This is a genomic window from Paraburkholderia phenazinium, assembly GCF_900141745.1.
GTDB classification, from domain to species: domain Bacteria; phylum Pseudomonadota; class Gammaproteobacteria; order Burkholderiales; family Burkholderiaceae; genus Paraburkholderia; species Paraburkholderia phenazinium_B.
In genome coordinates this window covers 1,390,883-1,405,922 of record NZ_FSRM01000001.1, presented here as the reverse complement: position 1 = coordinate 1,405,922, position 15,040 = coordinate 1,390,883, and the positions used below count along the sequence as shown (strand labels likewise).

13 protein-coding genes are annotated in these 15,040 nt (G+C 60.8%); 8 read left to right on the top strand and 5 right to left on the bottom strand.

The genetic code is table 11. The features are described from left to right. Nucleotides 1-20: 20 nt before the first annotated feature. From coaBC to dut, 3 genes are all read left to right on the top strand, one after another. Nucleotides 21-1,235, top strand: coding sequence for a bifunctional phosphopantothenoylcysteine decarboxylase/phosphopantothenate--cysteine ligase CoaBC (gene coaBC, locus BUS06_RS06575; protein ID WP_074263548.1), 1,215 nt, complete (start codon nt 21-23; stop codon nt 1,233-1,235). Between the two features lie 51 nt (nt 1,236-1,286). After that, nucleotides 1,287-2,288, top strand: coding sequence for an LLM class flavin-dependent oxidoreductase (locus BUS06_RS06570; protein WP_074263547.1), 1,002 nt, complete (start codon nt 1,287-1,289; stop codon nt 2,286-2,288). A gap of 64 nt (nt 2,289-2,352) precedes the next feature. Then, nucleotides 2,353-2,799 carry a dUTP diphosphatase gene (gene dut, locus BUS06_RS06565; protein WP_074263546.1) on the top strand — a complete coding sequence of 149 codons (447 nt, stop codon included), beginning with the start codon at nt 2,353-2,355 and terminating at the stop codon, nt 2,797-2,799. A gap of 138 nt (nt 2,800-2,937) precedes the next feature. On the opposite strand, the gene clpA is transcribed toward dut, so the two are convergent. Beyond that, nucleotides 2,938-5,235 (bottom strand): ATP-dependent Clp protease ATP-binding subunit ClpA, encoded by a 2,298-nt coding sequence (gene clpA, locus BUS06_RS06560; protein WP_074263545.1) that lies wholly within the window; start codon nt 5,233-5,235, stop codon nt 2,938-2,940. Then, entirely contained in the window at nt 5,232-5,546 is a 315-nt protein-coding gene (gene clpS, locus BUS06_RS06555) for an ATP-dependent Clp protease adapter ClpS (protein WP_074263544.1), read from the bottom strand. Before clpS ends, clpA begins: the two co-directional genes overlap by 4 nt. Before the next feature lie 673 nt (nt 5,547-6,219). On the opposite strand from clpS, the gene cspD reads away from it, so the two are divergent. Beyond that, nucleotides 6,220-6,426, top strand: a complete 207-nt coding sequence (gene cspD / locus BUS06_RS06550) for a cold shock domain-containing protein CspD (protein WP_017776809.1) — start codon at nt 6,220-6,222, stop codon at nt 6,424-6,426. A gap of 141 nt (nt 6,427-6,567) precedes the next feature. Here cspD and BUS06_RS06545 read toward each other — a convergent pair whose 3' ends face one another. The 3 genes from BUS06_RS06545 to icd form a co-directional block, all read right to left on the bottom strand. Continuing rightward, nucleotides 6,568-8,283: a multicopper oxidase family protein gene (locus BUS06_RS06545; RefSeq protein WP_074263543.1), complete on the bottom strand. Its 1,716-nt coding sequence runs from the start codon at nt 8,281-8,283 to the stop codon at nt 6,568-6,570. Between the two features lie 156 nt (nt 8,284-8,439). After that, entirely contained in the window at nt 8,440-8,913 is a 474-nt protein-coding gene (locus BUS06_RS06540; protein WP_143787467.1) for a hypothetical protein, read from the bottom strand. Between the two features lie 151 nt (nt 8,914-9,064). Beyond that, complete coding sequence (icd, locus tag BUS06_RS06535; RefSeq protein ID WP_074263541.1) at nt 9,065-10,321, bottom strand: NADP-dependent isocitrate dehydrogenase; 1,257 nt, start codon at nt 10,319-10,321, stop codon at nt 9,065-9,067. A 355-nt stretch (nt 10,322-10,676) separates the two neighbouring features. Between icd and BUS06_RS06530 the strand changes: the two genes are divergently transcribed. The 4 genes from BUS06_RS06530 (at nt 10,677) to fusA (ending at nt 14,915) form a co-directional block, all read left to right on the top strand. Continuing rightward, entirely contained in the window at nt 10,677-11,252 is a 576-nt protein-coding gene (locus BUS06_RS06530) for a pseudouridine synthase (RefSeq protein ID WP_074263540.1), read from the top strand. A gap of 395 nt (nt 11,253-11,647) precedes the next feature. Beyond that, nucleotides 11,648-11,848: a hypothetical protein gene (locus BUS06_RS06525; protein ID WP_074263539.1), complete on the top strand. Its 201-nt coding sequence runs from the start codon at nt 11,648-11,650 to the stop codon at nt 11,846-11,848. 155 nt (nt 11,849-12,003) lie between these two features. Beyond that, nucleotides 12,004-12,510 (top strand): DUF192 domain-containing protein, encoded by a 507-nt coding sequence (locus tag BUS06_RS06520; RefSeq protein ID WP_074263538.1) that lies wholly within the window; start codon nt 12,004-12,006, stop codon nt 12,508-12,510. Between the two features lie 299 nt (nt 12,511-12,809). Further along, entirely contained in the window at nt 12,810-14,915 is a 2,106-nt protein-coding gene (gene fusA / locus BUS06_RS06515; protein ID WP_074263537.1) for an elongation factor G, read from the top strand. The last annotated feature ends 125 nt before the right edge of the window (nt 14,916-15,040 follow it).

Below are 15,040 nucleotides of genomic sequence, written 5' to 3'. Positions count from 1 at the left end.
CTTTGTCTCGGAGGCTTTCGTTGGCAACCGCAGAACTCGCAGGAAAACATCTCGTCCTCGGTATGAGCGGCGGGATTGCCTGCTACAAGATCGCCGAACTCACGCGCCTGCTGACCAAGGCAGGCGCGACCGTGCAGGTTGTCATGACCGAGGCGGCCACGCAGTTCATCACCCCCATCACGATGCAGGCGCTGTCGGGCCGTCCGGTCTACACGAGCCAATGGGATGCGCGCGTGCCGAACAACATGGCGCATATCGATCTGTCGCGAGAAGCGGACGCCATCGTGATCGCCCCGGCTTCGACTGACTTTCTCGCCAGGCTGGCGCATGGCATGGCCGACGATCTGCTCTCGACGCTCTGCGTGGCGCGTGATTGCCCCTTGCTAGTTGTACCGGCGATGAACCGCCAGATGTGGCAGAACCCGGCCACGCAGCGCAACGTCGCGCAACTGCGCGCGGATGGCATCGAAGTGCTCGGCCCGGATTCAGGTCCGCAGGCTTGCGGCGAAGTCGGCGATGGCCGGATGCTCGAGGCCGCCGCGACCTACGAGGCGATCGCTTCGTTTTTCCAGCCGAAGATTCTTGCGGGCCGCCGTGTGTTGCTGACCGCCGGTCCGACCTTCGAACCGCTGGACCCGGTGCGCGGCATCACCAACCGCTCGAGCGGCAAAATGGGCTTCGCGCTCGCGCGCGCAGCGCAGCAGGCCGGCGCCGACGTGCATCTGATCGCCGGACCGGTTGCACTGGAAACGCCGTGGGGCGTGATCCGCGAGGACGTGCAAACGGCACAGCAGATGCACGACGCCGTGATGCGCGCGGTGCCCGACTACGACATCTTCATCGGCGTGGCCGCGGTCGCCGACTGGCGCGTCGATCATGTTAGCGAGCACAAGATCAAGAAGACCGCGGAACGTGCCATGCCCACGTTCACATTCGTTGAAAATCCGGACATTCTGGCTGCAGTAGCGAAGCTGCCGCATCCGCCCTTCTGTGTCGGTTTTGCAGCGGAGAGCGGCGACCTCGATGTACACGGGGAAGAAAAGCGCGTGCGCAAGAATGTGCCGCTTCTGATCGGCAATCTCGGCCCGCTGACCTTCGGTCTCGACGACAACGAAGTCGTCCTGTTCGAAGCCGGCGGCGCAACGAAATTGCCGCGCGCGGACAAGCAGGCGCTGGCGGGCGCACTGATCGCCGAAATCGCCAAACGCCTGCCCGATACGAGCCTGATCCGGTAACCATACGGTCCTTCTTGCCGGAACCCTGAGTCACCCTGGAGCAGCACTGTCATGACGCTACTTTCCGTGCTCGATCAAACGCCCGTGATCGACGGGCACTCGGTGGCGGACGCGATCGCCGCCACCATCGAACTCGCGCAGCTTGCCGACGACCTCGGCTACACACGCTACTGGTGCGCAGAGCACCACGGTCTGCGCGGCGTGTCGAACCCGTGCCCCGAAGTGATGCTCGCGCGCCTCGGCAGCGTGACGAAGCGCATTCGCCTCGGGTCGGGCGGTGTGATGCTGCCGTACTACAGCCCATTCAAGGTCGCCGAGCAGTTCATGATGCTCGAAGCGCTGTTCCCGAATCGCATCGATCTTGGCGTCGGCCGCGCACCGGGCGGCGACATGCGCACGGCGCAAGCCGTGGCGGCAGGTGCGTACAACCGCGGCGATATCTTTCCGCAACAGGTGGCCGATCTGGTCGGGCTGATGAGCGGCACGCTGCCCGACGAGCACGTCGCGCAAGGCGTGCTGCTGCAGCCGCAGGTCGAGACACGACCGCAACTGTGGATGCTCGGATCAAGTGAGTTCGGCGGCCTGCTGGCGGCGCAACTCGGCATCCGCTTCGCGTTCGCGCATTTCATCAACGCGCACTTCGGTCACCAGGTAGCGCAAGCGTATCGCGAGCGCTTCAAGGCCGGCAACGAAGCAAAGCCATACCTAGCCGCCGCGGTGTTCGTCATCTGCGCGGATACGGACGAGGAAGCGGAGGCACTGGAAAAAGCCGTCGATCTGCGCCGCGTGCAGATGGCCTATGGCCTGAACGCTCCGATTCCGAACATCGAGCAAGGTCTCGCCCAGGAATACGGCGAACGCGAGCGACTGGTGATCGACCGCGAGAAGCCCCGCAGTATCATCGGCACACCTGAGCGTGTGACGGAACGCATGCTCGCGCTGCAGGAACAGTTCGAGGCCGACGAGCTGGTGGTATTGACTGTGGCGGGCAGTTATCGCGCGCGGCTGCGCTCGTACGAACTGCTTGCGGACGCTTTCGAGCTTGGCCGTTGAATCAAGCTGAACTGGATTGATTTGGCACTGATCTTTTACTCTCCCCCTCTCACATTCGACCTGCATGAAACTTGACCTGAAGATTCTCGACGCGCGCATGCGCGAACAACTCCCGGCCTACGCCACCACCGGCAGCGCTGGCCTCGATCTGCGCGCGTGCCTCGACGAACCGCTAACGCTGCAACCCGGCGAAACGGCGCTGGTGCCGACGGGTCTGGCGATCCATGTCGGCGATCCGGGCTATGCGGCTTTGATCTTGCCGCGCTCGGGCCTCGGACATAAGCACGGCATCGTGCTCGGCAATCTGGTGGGATTGATCGATTCGGATTATCAAGGTCAACTGATGATTTCGACGTGGAACCGCGGGCAGACCACATTCACGCTGAATCCGATGGAGCGGCTCGCGCAACTCGTCATCGTGCCTGTCGTGCAAGCTGAATTCAATATCGTCGAGGACTTCGAACAAAGCGAACGTGGTGCAGGCGGTTTCGGCAGCACCGGTAAACACTGAGGTTTTCCGGTCGGGTGCTTAACAGCCCCCGCACCGTTCCTGAGTCGCGGCAGTGGGATAAAAAAACGGCGTGGGTCATATAACCCACGCCGTTTTACCTTGCTTGCTGCGAGAAACTTTTGACGCTTATTCAGGCGCTTACTCGACTTCGACCGCTTCCGGATTCGGATTACGCGGCGCAGCCTGTTCGTCGAACGTCAGCTGAACCTTGTCTTCCGCGTCCACATCCACCGTCACGCGGCCACCGTTCATCAGCTTGCCGAACAGAAGCTCGTCCGCCAATGCACGACGGATCGTGTCCTGGATCAGACGCTGCATCGGACGTGCGCCCATCAGCGGATCGAAACCGTGCTTCGCCAGATGCGCGCGCAGCGCGTCGGTGAAGAGCGCATCGACCTTCTTCTCATGCAACTGATCTTCCAATTGCATCAGGAACTTGTCAACCACGCGCATGATGATTTCTTCATCGAGCGAGCGGAAGCTGATCGTCGCGTCCAGACGGTTACGGAACTCCGGCGTGAACATGCGCTTGATGTCGACCATCTCGTCGCCGGTTTCGCGGCGAGTCGTGAAGCCGATCACCGACTTGCCCATGGCTTCCGCGCCCGCATTCGTCGTCATGATGATGATGACGTTACGGAAGTCCGCCTTGCGCCCATTGTTGTCCGTCAGCGTGCCGTGGTCCATCACCTGCAGCAGCACGTTGTAAATGTCCGGATGCGCTTTCTCGATTTCGTCGAGCAGCAGCACGCAATGCGGCTTCTTCGTCACGGCTTCCGTCAGCAGACCGCCCTGATCGAAACCGACATAGCCCGGCGGCGCGCCAATCAAACGGCTCACAGCATGACGTTCCATGTACTCGGACATGTCGAAACGGATCAGTTCGATACCGAGCGTGAACGCCAGTTGCTTGGCCACTTCGGTCTTGCCGACACCGGTCGGGCCGGAGAACAGGAACGCACCAATCGGCTTGTCCAGCTTGCCAAGGCCTGCGCGCGCCATCTTGATCGCAGCCGACAGCGCGTCGATGGCCGGGTCTTGCCCGAACACCACGCTCTTCAGGTCGCGATCCAGCGTCTGCAGCTTGCTGCGATCGTCCACGGATACGCTTTGCGCCGGCACGCGTGCGATCTTCGAGATGATTTCCTCGATCTCGCCCTTGCCGATAGTCTTCTTCTGCTTCGACTTCGGCAGGATGCGTTGCGCCGCGCCCGCTTCGTCGATCACGTCAATCGCCTTATCCGGCAAATGACGATCGGTGATGAAGCGCGCCGACAGTTCAGCCGCTGCCGACAGCGCACCCGACGAATACTTCACGCCGTGGTGCTCTTCGAAACGCGACTTAAGACCACGCAGGATCGCCACCGTCTGTTCGACAGTCGGTTCGGTCACATCCACTTTCTGGAAGCGGCGCGACAGAGCCGCATCTTTTTCGAAGATACCGCGGTATTCGGTGAACGTCGTCGCGCCGATGCACTTGAGCGTGCCCGACGACAGCGCCGGCTTCAGCAGATTCGATGCATCCAGCGTGCCGCCCGACGCAGCACCTGCGCCGATCAGCGTATGGATTTCGTCGATGAACAGGATGGCGTGCGGACGTTCCTTCAGTTCCTTGAGGACCGTCTTCAGGCGTTGTTCGAAATCGCCGCGATACTTGGTGCCGGCCAGCAACGCGCCCATGTCGAGCGAATACACCTGCGCATCGGCGAGGATATCCGGGACTTCGCCGCGCGTAATGCGCCAGGCGAGCCCTTCGGCGATCGCGGTCTTGCCGACCCCAGCCTCGCCGACCAGTAGCGGATTGTTCTTGCGCCGGCGGCACAGCACCTGCACCACGCGCTCGACTTCGGACTCGCGCCCGATCAGCGGGTCGATGCGGCCCTCTTTCGCCATCTGGTTCAGATTCTGCGTGAACTGGGCGAGCGGCGTTTCTTTCTGCGCAGCGGCTTCGTCAGACTCGGCATTCGCATCGCTCGCCTTGGCGGCGTCGGTGCTGCTGGTCTTGGCAATGCCGTGCGAGATGAAGTTCACCACGTCGAGACGCGTGACACCCTGCTGTTGCAGGTAGTACACCGCGTGCGAATCCTTCTCGCCGAAGATCGCCACCAGCACGTTCGCGCCGGTCACTTCCTTCTTGCCGTTCGAGGTGGACTGCACATGCATGATGGCACGCTGGATCACGCGCTGGAAACCCAGCGTGGGCTGCGTGTCGACGTCGTCCGTGCCAGGCACGGTCGGCGTGTTGTCATGAATGAAGTTGCGCAGGTTTTGGCGCAGATCCTCAATGTTGGCCGCGCACGCGCGCAACACCTCTGCAGCCGTCGGATTGTCCAACAGGGCCAGTAAAAGATGTTCGACCGTAATGAACTCGTGCCGCGCCTGGCGTGCTTCCATGAACGCCATGTGCAAGCTGACTTCCAGTTCCTGGGCAATCATGCTTCCTCCATCACACACTGCAGCGGATGCCCGGCCTGCCGTGCGTGGGTAACGACTTGCTCGACTTTGGTCGACGCGATGTCCCGCGTATAGACCCCACAAACTCCCCTACCTTCGCGATGCACCTTCAGCATAATCTGCGTTGCGGTTTCACGATCTTTATTGAAATATTCCTGCACGATCATCACGACAAATTCCATTGGCGTGAAGTCGTCGTTCAACAGCACCACCTTGTACATGGCCGGCGGCTTCAGCTTTTTTTCCTGCCGCTCCAGTACGGTGCCGTCCTGCTTGTCCGGGATAATTGCCATACACCCATTCTAAACAACTCGGACAGGCCCGCAATCCTGTCAAAACCCGACCGGCTGGCCGGTGTTCCCATTCGCCTCCACATGACGGCACTGCCTGTCACGCGTGCGCCTTGCACGGAGCCGATCGCGGAGCCGGCCCTCCAAGAATGTCAATACTGTTAACGGCTGAATTGCAGTTAGATTGAGTATCGCACAACCTGCCGCAGCAAGCTGAGCGTGTGCGCGACGACTCTCTCGAAAACGAAGGACTACCCCAAATTTCCCTGCCCACCCTTCGCGCGTCTGGCGCCAGGCGACAGATTTGAGGTGCCCATTGGGCGGGCTTGTCTTGAAACGGTAATGGTTGCGGCGGTAACAGTTGCGGGACCTTCGCCCCACAGGACTGCATGTGAGTCGATTATGCGACTTTTCAAGACCGGACGCTTGCGCCACCGCACATAAGAAAAGCGGGAAAAACCCTGGAAATGGGGTGTTTGCAACGTCCGCAGACCCGTCTCAAAATTTTCTTGACACTCGAATAAAGAGCCTCAACAATCAAGCTGGCACTTTTTTCCAGCAACATATTCGAAAAAATGCCGATGGTGAGCTTGTGAGGAGGGAGCGGCTGCATGCCCGCGGCCGTTGAGCTTTTCGAGGGCTCGTGGTGGTGTCATGAGTTACAGGGGAAGTAGGTATGGCAACTGGTACGGTCAAATGGTTCAATGACGCGAAAGGTTTCGGATTCATTACGCCCGACGAAGGCGGTGAGGATCTGTTTGCACACTTTTCGGCCATCCAGATGAATGGGTTCAAAACCCTGAAGGAAGGCCAGAAGGTTAGCTTTGAGGTCGTGCAAGGCCCCAAAGGCAAGCAGGCATCGAACATCCAGGCCGCCGCCTGAGTCTGTTCGATACCCGTACCCTGGAAACCCGGCTTCGTGCCGGGTTTCTTCATTCTGGCGCGCGGAATTTGCGCGTCAGCCGCTTCCTCCTCACATGTCGTGTCGCGTTGAAGGCATCCTCCCGACGATCGTGGATGTCCGTCAGATCACGTTGAGGGTGCCCATCATGCCGAGATCCTCGTGTTCGAGGATGTGGCAGTGGAACATGCGCCCGCCCGCCTGCTGCTGAACTGTGGCAATGCGCACCTTCTCTCTGGGCTGGACGTTGACCGTGTCGCGCCACGCCAGATAAGGCTCCGGCGTCACGACGCCGCCCTGCTCCCGCTCAAGTATCTGAAACTGCGTGCCGTGCAGGTGGAATGGGTGATCCATATCCGTGCGGTTCTCGATCGACCAGTGTTCGACGTCGCCGCGCCGGCTGGTCAGCGTAACGCGGCGCGGATCGAAGGTCGCACCGTTGATCATGAAGGCCATGCCAGCGGGCATCCCGTTGCGGGACGTGCCCTTGCGGTGCATCGCGGCCATGTCCATGCGTTCCGAAAACACCACCGATTTCTGTGCGGCCGGCGCACCGAGTGGCGAAATTGCACGCAACGACGCGGGGATCGGTTGGGCGGCCTCGTTTTGACTGGCGGTGCCCGGTTCGAACTGGACATCGGCGAGCGGGATCGCGGCGCCCGGTGGCAAGCTGCCGCCCGCCATCGCCATCTTGCGGCGATCGTAGACCGCGGAACTCAAAACTGCTCGCGTCGACGGTGAGGACTGCGCAGATTGCGCGGACTCCCCGGATTGCGCCGTTTGCGAGGCCGAAACCGGTCCTCGACCCGCTGGGACAATCAGCTCCGCACGTTCGCCGGGCGCCAGTAACAGCGACGTCACCCTCTCGCGCGGCTCTCCGAGCAAGCCGCCGTCCGTTCCGACCTGGGTAAAAGTGCGCCCGTCATCCAGCGACAATCTCAAATAGCGGGCATTGCACGCGTTCCACACGCGCCAGCGCTCGTTGGTCGCCATCAATATCAGCGGACGACGCGCTCCGTTGACCAGCACGAACTGCCCTTCGCGCCCGTTCATCCAGTCCATCATGTCGTTTGCAGGGATCGTGCCGTCGCTCGCGAGGCGCAGATCGGAGAAGAACAGATGCCGCTCGCGCCACGCTGCCAGCGGATCGGCCGCGGCGCGGACCACGATCGGGCCAGCGAGTCCGCGAAATACCTGTTCGGATGACATCATGTGCGGGTGCGGGTGGTACCAGTACGTGCCAGCGCTGCCCGGTGGCAGCGTGAAGCGATAGACGCGCGAGGCGCCTGGCGCGACCGGATCCGACGGATTGCCGTCTTGATCCGGCGGCACCGGCAGGCCATGCCAATGGATCGTCGAAGGTTGCGACAAGCGGTTCACGAAACGGATTTCAACCGTGTCGCCTTCGTGCACGTCGATCAGCGGTCCGATAATCGGAACTTGCGGTGATGCGGATTCGGCTTCTGCACTGAGGAGGTCAGCAGAAGCGCCGTACTGCCAAAAGGTTGTCGGGTGACCGGCGATCAACGTGTGTTGAACCGGCTGAGCAACGAGCGTTGCGCGGAACACACCTGGTTCACGGCTTTCGTTCGCAAGTTTGCGCAACGGCGCCAGCGGCGCGCCAGAGGGCAGCGTCTCGGGGCCGGCCAGTTCGACGGTTTGCGACGTACCGGCGTGTGGCATATCCGGCATGTCGGACATGCCCTGCATTCCTTGCATGCCGTTCATCCCCGACATGCCTTGCATCCCATGCATCGACTGCTGTGCAAACGCACCGCGCGCAAACAGCGACGCAACGGCCGCACTCAGTGTGCGGACGAGAAATTCCCTGCGGATCATGAATACTCCCTAACGTGGACGACGCGGTAGCGCTCGCGGCTGACCGCGCGTGATCGTTCAAGTGCCCGCTCCGCGATAACCGCTGCACGGGCCCTGCTGTCTGATATGCATTGCGCAGGGCTGAAAGCCGCGCGCGTGCAATGCATGCATCGAAGATCAGCCGATCGGCGGACGTACAGGAGGCACGTGGGTCAGGCCATCGCGCCGTTGCTCGGGAAGAGGCGGAGGAAGCGTCGAACCGGGGACGCGTGGTTCGAACTGAAAAGCGATGAACAGTGCACCGCAGTGAACACCGCAAGTCGCGACACAGCAGCAGCGGCCGTGCTCGTGGCCACAGGGATGGCCTGAGGCCACAAGACCGTGGGAATAAGCCAGGCAATGAGCAGGAGCGCCGGAAGCCGAGGGCGACACATTCATATTCGCCGCAGAAGACGTTTCCATGGCCATGCCGGACATTTGCGCCGCGTGCTCACTCGACCACTCGCTATGCGCGAACGCAACATGCGCAAATGCGCCGTGCGCTGAAAACAGCACAAGCGAAAACAGAATGAGAAGACGCTTGAGGAAGAGCATGGTCGAGCGGGGGCGCGAAACACTGTACGCGAGGATGAACATCTTGCCGAGCATCATAGCGCAGACCGTCGCGAAGTTCGTTCGTCCGCGCATGCATTCATTGTCAAGGACGACGAATAGTCCACCCACCGTCGCACAACAAAAAACCCCGGCGTCACAGAACGCACACCGGGGTTCGCCAGATTTCTCAGGATAACGCCAAACGCAATTACAGATTCCCGATCAACACCTGCCCAAACCCCGAGCAAGAAACCTGCGTCGCGCCTTCCATCAAACGTGCAAAGTCGTACGTCACACGCTTTTGCAGAATCGACGCTTCCATCGCGTTGATAATGGCGTCCGCCGCTTCGGTCCAGCCAAGATGGCGCAGCATCATTTCCGCCGAGAGAATTTCCGAGCCCGGATTCACGTAGTCCTTGCCCGCATATTTCGGCGCGGTTCCGTGAGTGGCTTCGAACATTGCCACGGAGTCCGACATATTCGCGCCCGGCGCAATGCCGATACCACCAACCTGTGCCGCCAGCGCGTCCGAAATATAGTCGCCGTTCAGGTTCAGCGTCGCGATCACATCGTACTCGGCCGGACGCAGCAGAATCTGCTGCAGGAACGCATCGGCAATCACGTCCTTGACGACAATGTCGCCACCTGTCTTCGGGTTCTTGAATTTCATCCACGGACCGCCGTCCACCAGCTCCGCGCCAAACTCCTTCTGCGCGAGCGCATAGCCCCAGTCGCGGAACGCACCTTCCGTGAACTTCATGATGTTGCCTTTGTGCACGAGCGTCAGTGAACGGCGATCGTTGTCGATCGCATACTGCAGCGCCTTGCGCACCAGACGGTCCGTGCCTTCGCGCGACACCGGCTTGACACCAAGCGCCGAGGTCTCCGGAAAGCGGATCTTCTTCACACCCATTTCCTCGCGCAGAAAGTGGATGACCTTCTTCGCCTGCTCCGATCCCGCGGCCCATTCGATGCCGGCATAGATGTCTTCGGAGTTCTCACGGAAGATCACCATGTCGGTTTTCTCCGGTTCGCGCAGAGGCGAAGGCACGCCCTTGAAGTAGCGCACCGGCCGCAGGCACACATAGAGGTCGAGTTCCTGACGCAGCGCCACGTTCAGCGAACGGATGCCGCCGCCCACCGGCGTGGTCAGCGGTCCCTTGATCGAGACGACATATTCCTTCACGGCAGCGAGTGTTTCTTCCGGCAGCCACACGTCCGGGCCGTAGATCCTGGTCGCTTTCTCGCCTGCAAAGACTTCCATCCAGTGGATCTGCTTCTTGCCCCCGTAGGCTTTCTCGACCGCTGCGTCCACCACCTTGATCATGACCGGCGTGATGTCGACACCCGTGCCGTCACCTTCGATATACGGAATGATCGGCTGGTCGGAGACATTGAGCGAGTAGTCTGCGTTGACGGTAATCTTGTCTCCGCCCGTCGGAACCTTAATGTGCTGATACGGCATGATCGGACTCCAGTGATGGCTTTCTGGTTGAAGCAGATGGGAACTGCGAAATCTGGCGCTCCTCGCTACGCGCAATGCAGCACGCCTGCAAGCAACTGAGCGGCTATTCTAGCGCCCCACCGCCGGGCACGGGCATCGGCCGATCAGCCAGGTTCCGAGACGCGACACGGCAGCCGCAGAATGTGCCGGCAACGTACGCTCACTCCCATGTCTTATATAAGACATAAAATCTGCCCGCGACTTTTATGCATTATTATCCCGCCATTCGCCACAGAACCAACCCAGCCGGGCGTCGCGCGGGTGTGTGCCAGCACCGGCTTACGCATCCGTACCGGTTGATATCGCCGGACTCCGCATGCGCCTCCTCGCTCTCAACAAGCCGTTCGGCACCATTTGCCAGTTCTCGCCGCACGAAACTCGCGCATCGCTTGCCGATTGGGTCAAGGTGCCCGGCGTCTATCCGGCCGGCCGTCTCGATTCCGATAGCGAAGGCCTGCTGCTGCTCACCGACGACGGCGCGCTCCAGGCACGTATTGCCGAGCCGCGTCACAAGCTCGTCAAACGCTACTGGGCGCAAGTCGAAGGCGCGCCGGACGAGACAGCCCTGACGGCACTCGCAAGCGGCGTCGATCTCGGCGACTATGTGACGCGCCCATGTCACGCACAACTGATCGATCCAGCCGCGACCGACGCTCTTTGGCCGCGCAATCAGCCGATCCGCTATCGCGCTGCCATCCCCACCACGTGGATCGAACTGTCGATAACGGAAGGTAAGAATCGCCAGGTCCGTCGCATGACGGCAGCGGTCGGCTTTCCTACGCTGCGTCTGGTGCGTGTCGGCATCGGTGCGCTCGATATTTTTTCGCTGGGTCTCGCGCCTGGCGCGTCGCTCGAACTGCCTGCGCGAGCTCCCTGGGACGGTCTCCGCTGATGCTCAAGCTTTAGGCAAGGTCCCGCTAAGCCGTTGTATCCGCAAGCGTTTTTAATGCTGATAAAAATCGCATACGGGATTGCCGCGCAATCTCCGGCAGCTCATTAAAGCCAGGAATAAACATTCCCGAAAATTTGCGGAGAATTGACGTCAACCGCGTCGCAAGCTGACGCGTTATTCGACGCAGATGCCGCCCGAAGCTATCCGGCATTCAGCCTTGAGGGCCTTTGTGCAAGCCGTTTTCGCGGTCAGTGCAGGAGTCCGAGCGCTCGCAGACGCGTCACGAAAAATTTGTTGATGCGGCTGTCAACCGAAAGGTGGATGGCACGTTTACCGACATGACTCATACATAACCGGGTCATTTGGTTAATTAACTAAAGCTGAGGATTCACAAAATGAACAAACTGATCGCCGCTCTGGTCGCTGGCCTCTTCGCAACGGCAGCATTCGCACAAGCTTCGGCTCCGGTCGCAGCTTCGGCAGCTCCGGCAGCAGCAGCTTCGTCGGCAAAGAAGACCACGAAGAAGGCAACGCACAAGAAGGCATCGAAGAAGAAGGCAGCATCGGCTGCTGCAGCTTCGGGCGCTTCGGAGTAAGTTTGTTGTAAAACGCAGTCAAGAACTAGCAGCAATTGCCGTTCTTACGGCGTTGAAAGGCAGATCCCGCAAGGCGATCTGCCTTTTTGTTTTTGACGTGCTTTGACGCGCTCGCGTAACATTCGCGGGTTAATTTCCCACCCAGGAGTCTTGCCGTGCGAATTTCCCTGCGCTCGTTGCTCGCGCGCTTTGCGTTTGCCATTGCGTTACCGTTGGCCGCCGCCTCGTTCACGCTCGCCCCCGTCCACAATGCGTACGCGCAGCAGATGCCGCCCGGTGCCAAGCAACCCGGTGATTTCCCGCGCGCCAAGCTGACTGTGGGCATGTTCGTGATCGACGCCGCTGTCGCCTCCAATGATGCGGATCGCGAACAAGGCCTGATGTACCGCTCGCAACTCGCCCCCAACGAAGGCATGCTGTTCGTATTCGGCGAGAATGCGGTGCACTGTTTCTGGATGAAAAACACGCTGATCCCACTGTCGATCGCTTTCATCCGCGCCGACGGCACGATCACCGACATCGACGAGATGGATGCCGAAACGACCAACAACCATTGCCCGCGCAACAACGGTGTGTACGCGCTGGAAATGAGCAAGAACTGGTTCGCGTCGAAGGGCATCAAGCCGGGTATGACGATTCAGGGGTTGCCGGCGGCGCAATAAGCAGCGCGACAGATCGTGCGAAGCGTGCGGTAAGCCGCGCAATCGCCATTCACGGCCCGTTTCCGGAAAGCCGGTGCCTTGTTGCAAGGGCGCCGGCTTTTTTTGCGTGCACGCGAGCAGACCGGAACAGGACCGGCGGAGCGCCCCGCCGGTGGCCGCGCGGGCGGGGCTGGCAAGATTCCTGCAAAAGAGCTTACGACGCGCTATTCTAGTAGACTAACCGCAGCACGGAGTTCGTCCGGTCGGCGTCGTGCGCCGCCCGACGTCCACTACCGGCGCGCCAATTCAAGGAGGTTCACGTGCCCCGCAAGACTCCCATCGAGCGCTACCGGAATATCGGCATCAGCGCTCACATCGATGCCGGCAAAACCACAACCACCGAGCGCATCCTCTTCTACACCGGCGTGACTCACAAGATCGGTGAAGTTCACGACGGCGCGGCGACGATGGACTGGATGGAGCAGGAGCAGGAGCGCGGCATCACGATCACATCGGCTGCCACGACTGCGTTCTGGAAAGGCATGGCCGGCAACTATCCTGAACACCGGATCAACATCATCGACACCCCGGGCCACGTCGACTTCACGATTGAAGTTGAACGCTCGATGCGCGTGCTCGACGGCGCCTGCATGGTGTACGACTCGGTCGGCGGCGTGCAGCCGCAGTCCGAAACCGTGTGGCGTCAGGCGAACAAGTACAAGGTGCCGCGTATCGCGTTCGTCAACAAGATGGACCGCGTCGGCGCCGACTTCTTCCGCGTACAGCGGCAGATCGGCGATCGCCTGAAGGGCATTGCGGTACCGATCCAGATTCCGGTCGGTGCGGAAGATCATTTCCAGGGCGTGGTCGACCTCGTCAAGATGAAGGCGATCTACTGGGACGAAGAGAACCAGGGCATCAAGTTCGAGTACCGCGACATCCCGGCGGAACTCGCGGACACCGCGAAGGAATGGCACGACAAGATGGTCGAGGCCGCCGCTGAAGCGAGCGAGGAACTGCTCGACAAATACCTCGGCGGCGAGACCCTGACCGAAGAGGAAATCAAGCACGGTATCCGCGTACGCTGCATTGCCAACGAAATCGTGCCGATGCTGTGCGGCAGCGCGTTCAAGAACAAGGGCGTGCAAGCCATGCTCGACGCGGTGATCGATTACCTGCCGTCGCCGATCGACGTGCCCGCCATCACGGGTCACGACGAGTACGACAAGGAAATCGAGCGCCATCCGAGCGACACCGATCCGTTCTCCGCGCTCGCCTTCAAGATCATGACCGATCCGTTCGTCGGCCAGTTGATTTTCTTCCGCGTCTATTCGGGCGTGGTGAATTCGGGCGACACGGTCTACAACGCGGTCAAGGAAAAGAAGGAGCGCCTCGGCCGGATCCTGCAGATGCATGCGAACGAGCGCAAGGAAATCAAGGAAGTCTACGCGGGCGACATCGCCGCGGCCGTCGGCCTGAAGGAAGCGACCACGGGCGACACGCTGTGCGATCCGAATCACGTGATCATCCTTGAACGGATGATCTTCCCTGAGCCGGTGATTTCGCAGGCCGTCGAGCCGAAGACCAAGGTCGACCAGGAAAAGATGGGCATTGCGCTGAACCGCCTTGCTCAGGAAGATCCGTCGTTCCGCGTGCAAACGGATGAAGAATCCGGCCAGACCATCATCTCGGGGATGGGCGAGCTGCACCTGGAAATTCTGGTCGACCGCATGAAGCGCGAGTTCGGCGTGGAAGCGACCGTTGGCAAGCCGCAGGTTGCTTACCGCGAAACGGTGCGCAACAAGGTCGAGGATGTCGAAGGCAAGTTCGTCAAGCAGTCCGGCGGCCGCGGTCAGTACGGTCACGCTGTGATCACGCTGGAACCGGCGCCGCAAGGCAAGGGCTACGAATTCGTCGACGCGATCAAGGGCGGCGTGATTCCGCGCGAATACATCCCGGCGGTAGACAAGGGCATTATCGAAACGCTGAAGGCCGGCGTGCTGGCGGGCTATCCGGTGGTGGACGTGAAAGTGACGCTGACTTTCGGTTCGTACCACGACGTCGACTCGAACGAAAACGCGTTCCGTATGGCCGGTTCGATGGCCTTCAAGGAAGCGATGCGCAAGGCCAAGCCGGTCCTGCTCGAGCCGATGATGGCCGTCGAAGTCGAGACGCCGGAAGACTTCATGGGTAACGTGATGGGCGACCTGTCGAGCCGTCGCGGCATGGTGCAAGGCATGGAGGATATCGCCGGCGGTGGCGGCAAGCTGGTACGCGCCGAAGTGCCGCTCGCGGAGATGTTCGGCTATTCCACCTCGCTGCGTTCCGCAACGCAAGGCCGCGCGACGTACACGATGGAGTTCAAGCACTACGCTGAAACGCCGAACAACGTCGCGGAAGCGGTGATCAACGCCAAGCAGAAGTAACCAGCGCTGAAGGTTAGCGTGCACAAAGCCCGTTCAGGTTGAACGGGCTTTTTTTTGCCACGATGCAAGCCGCGCGCGTAAGCGGCGGACATGCAAGAATGGCGAAACTGCAACCAGACATGCCC

What these genes read in the sequence shown, in the direction of transcription:
- clpA (WP_074263545.1), bottom strand. Translation starts at nt 5,235, where the DNA reads ATGATTGCCCAGGAACTGGAAGTCAGCTTGCACATGGCGTTCATGGAA.
- BUS06_RS06525 (WP_074263539.1), top strand. Translation starts at nt 11,648, where the DNA reads ATGAACAAACTGATCGCCGCTCTGGTCGCTGGCCTCTTCGCAACGGCA.
- BUS06_RS06530 (WP_074263540.1), top strand. Translation starts at nt 10,677, where the DNA reads ATGCGCCTCCTCGCTCTCAACAAGCCGTTCGGCACCATTTGCCAGTTC.
- BUS06_RS06570 (WP_074263547.1), top strand. Translation starts at nt 1,287, where the DNA reads ATGACGCTACTTTCCGTGCTCGATCAAACGCCCGTGATCGACGGGCAC.
- BUS06_RS06545 (WP_074263543.1), bottom strand. Translation starts at nt 8,283, where the DNA reads ATGATCCGCAGGGAATTTCTCGTCCGCACACTGAGTGCGGCCGTTGCG.
- cspD (WP_017776809.1), top strand. Translation starts at nt 6,220, where the DNA reads ATGGCAACTGGTACGGTCAAATGGTTCAATGACGCGAAAGGTTTCGGA.
- clpS (WP_074263544.1), bottom strand. Translation starts at nt 5,546, where the DNA reads ATGGCAATTATCCCGGACAAGCAGGACGGCACCGTACTGGAGCGGCAG.
- icd (WP_074263541.1), bottom strand. Translation starts at nt 10,321, where the DNA reads ATGCCGTATCAGCACATTAAGGTTCCGACGGGCGGAGACAAGATTACC.
- BUS06_RS06540 (WP_143787467.1), bottom strand. Translation starts at nt 8,913, where the DNA reads ATGATGCTCGGCAAGATGTTCATCCTCGCGTACAGTGTTTCGCGCCCC.
- dut (WP_074263546.1), top strand. Translation starts at nt 2,353, where the DNA reads ATGAAACTTGACCTGAAGATTCTCGACGCGCGCATGCGCGAACAACTC.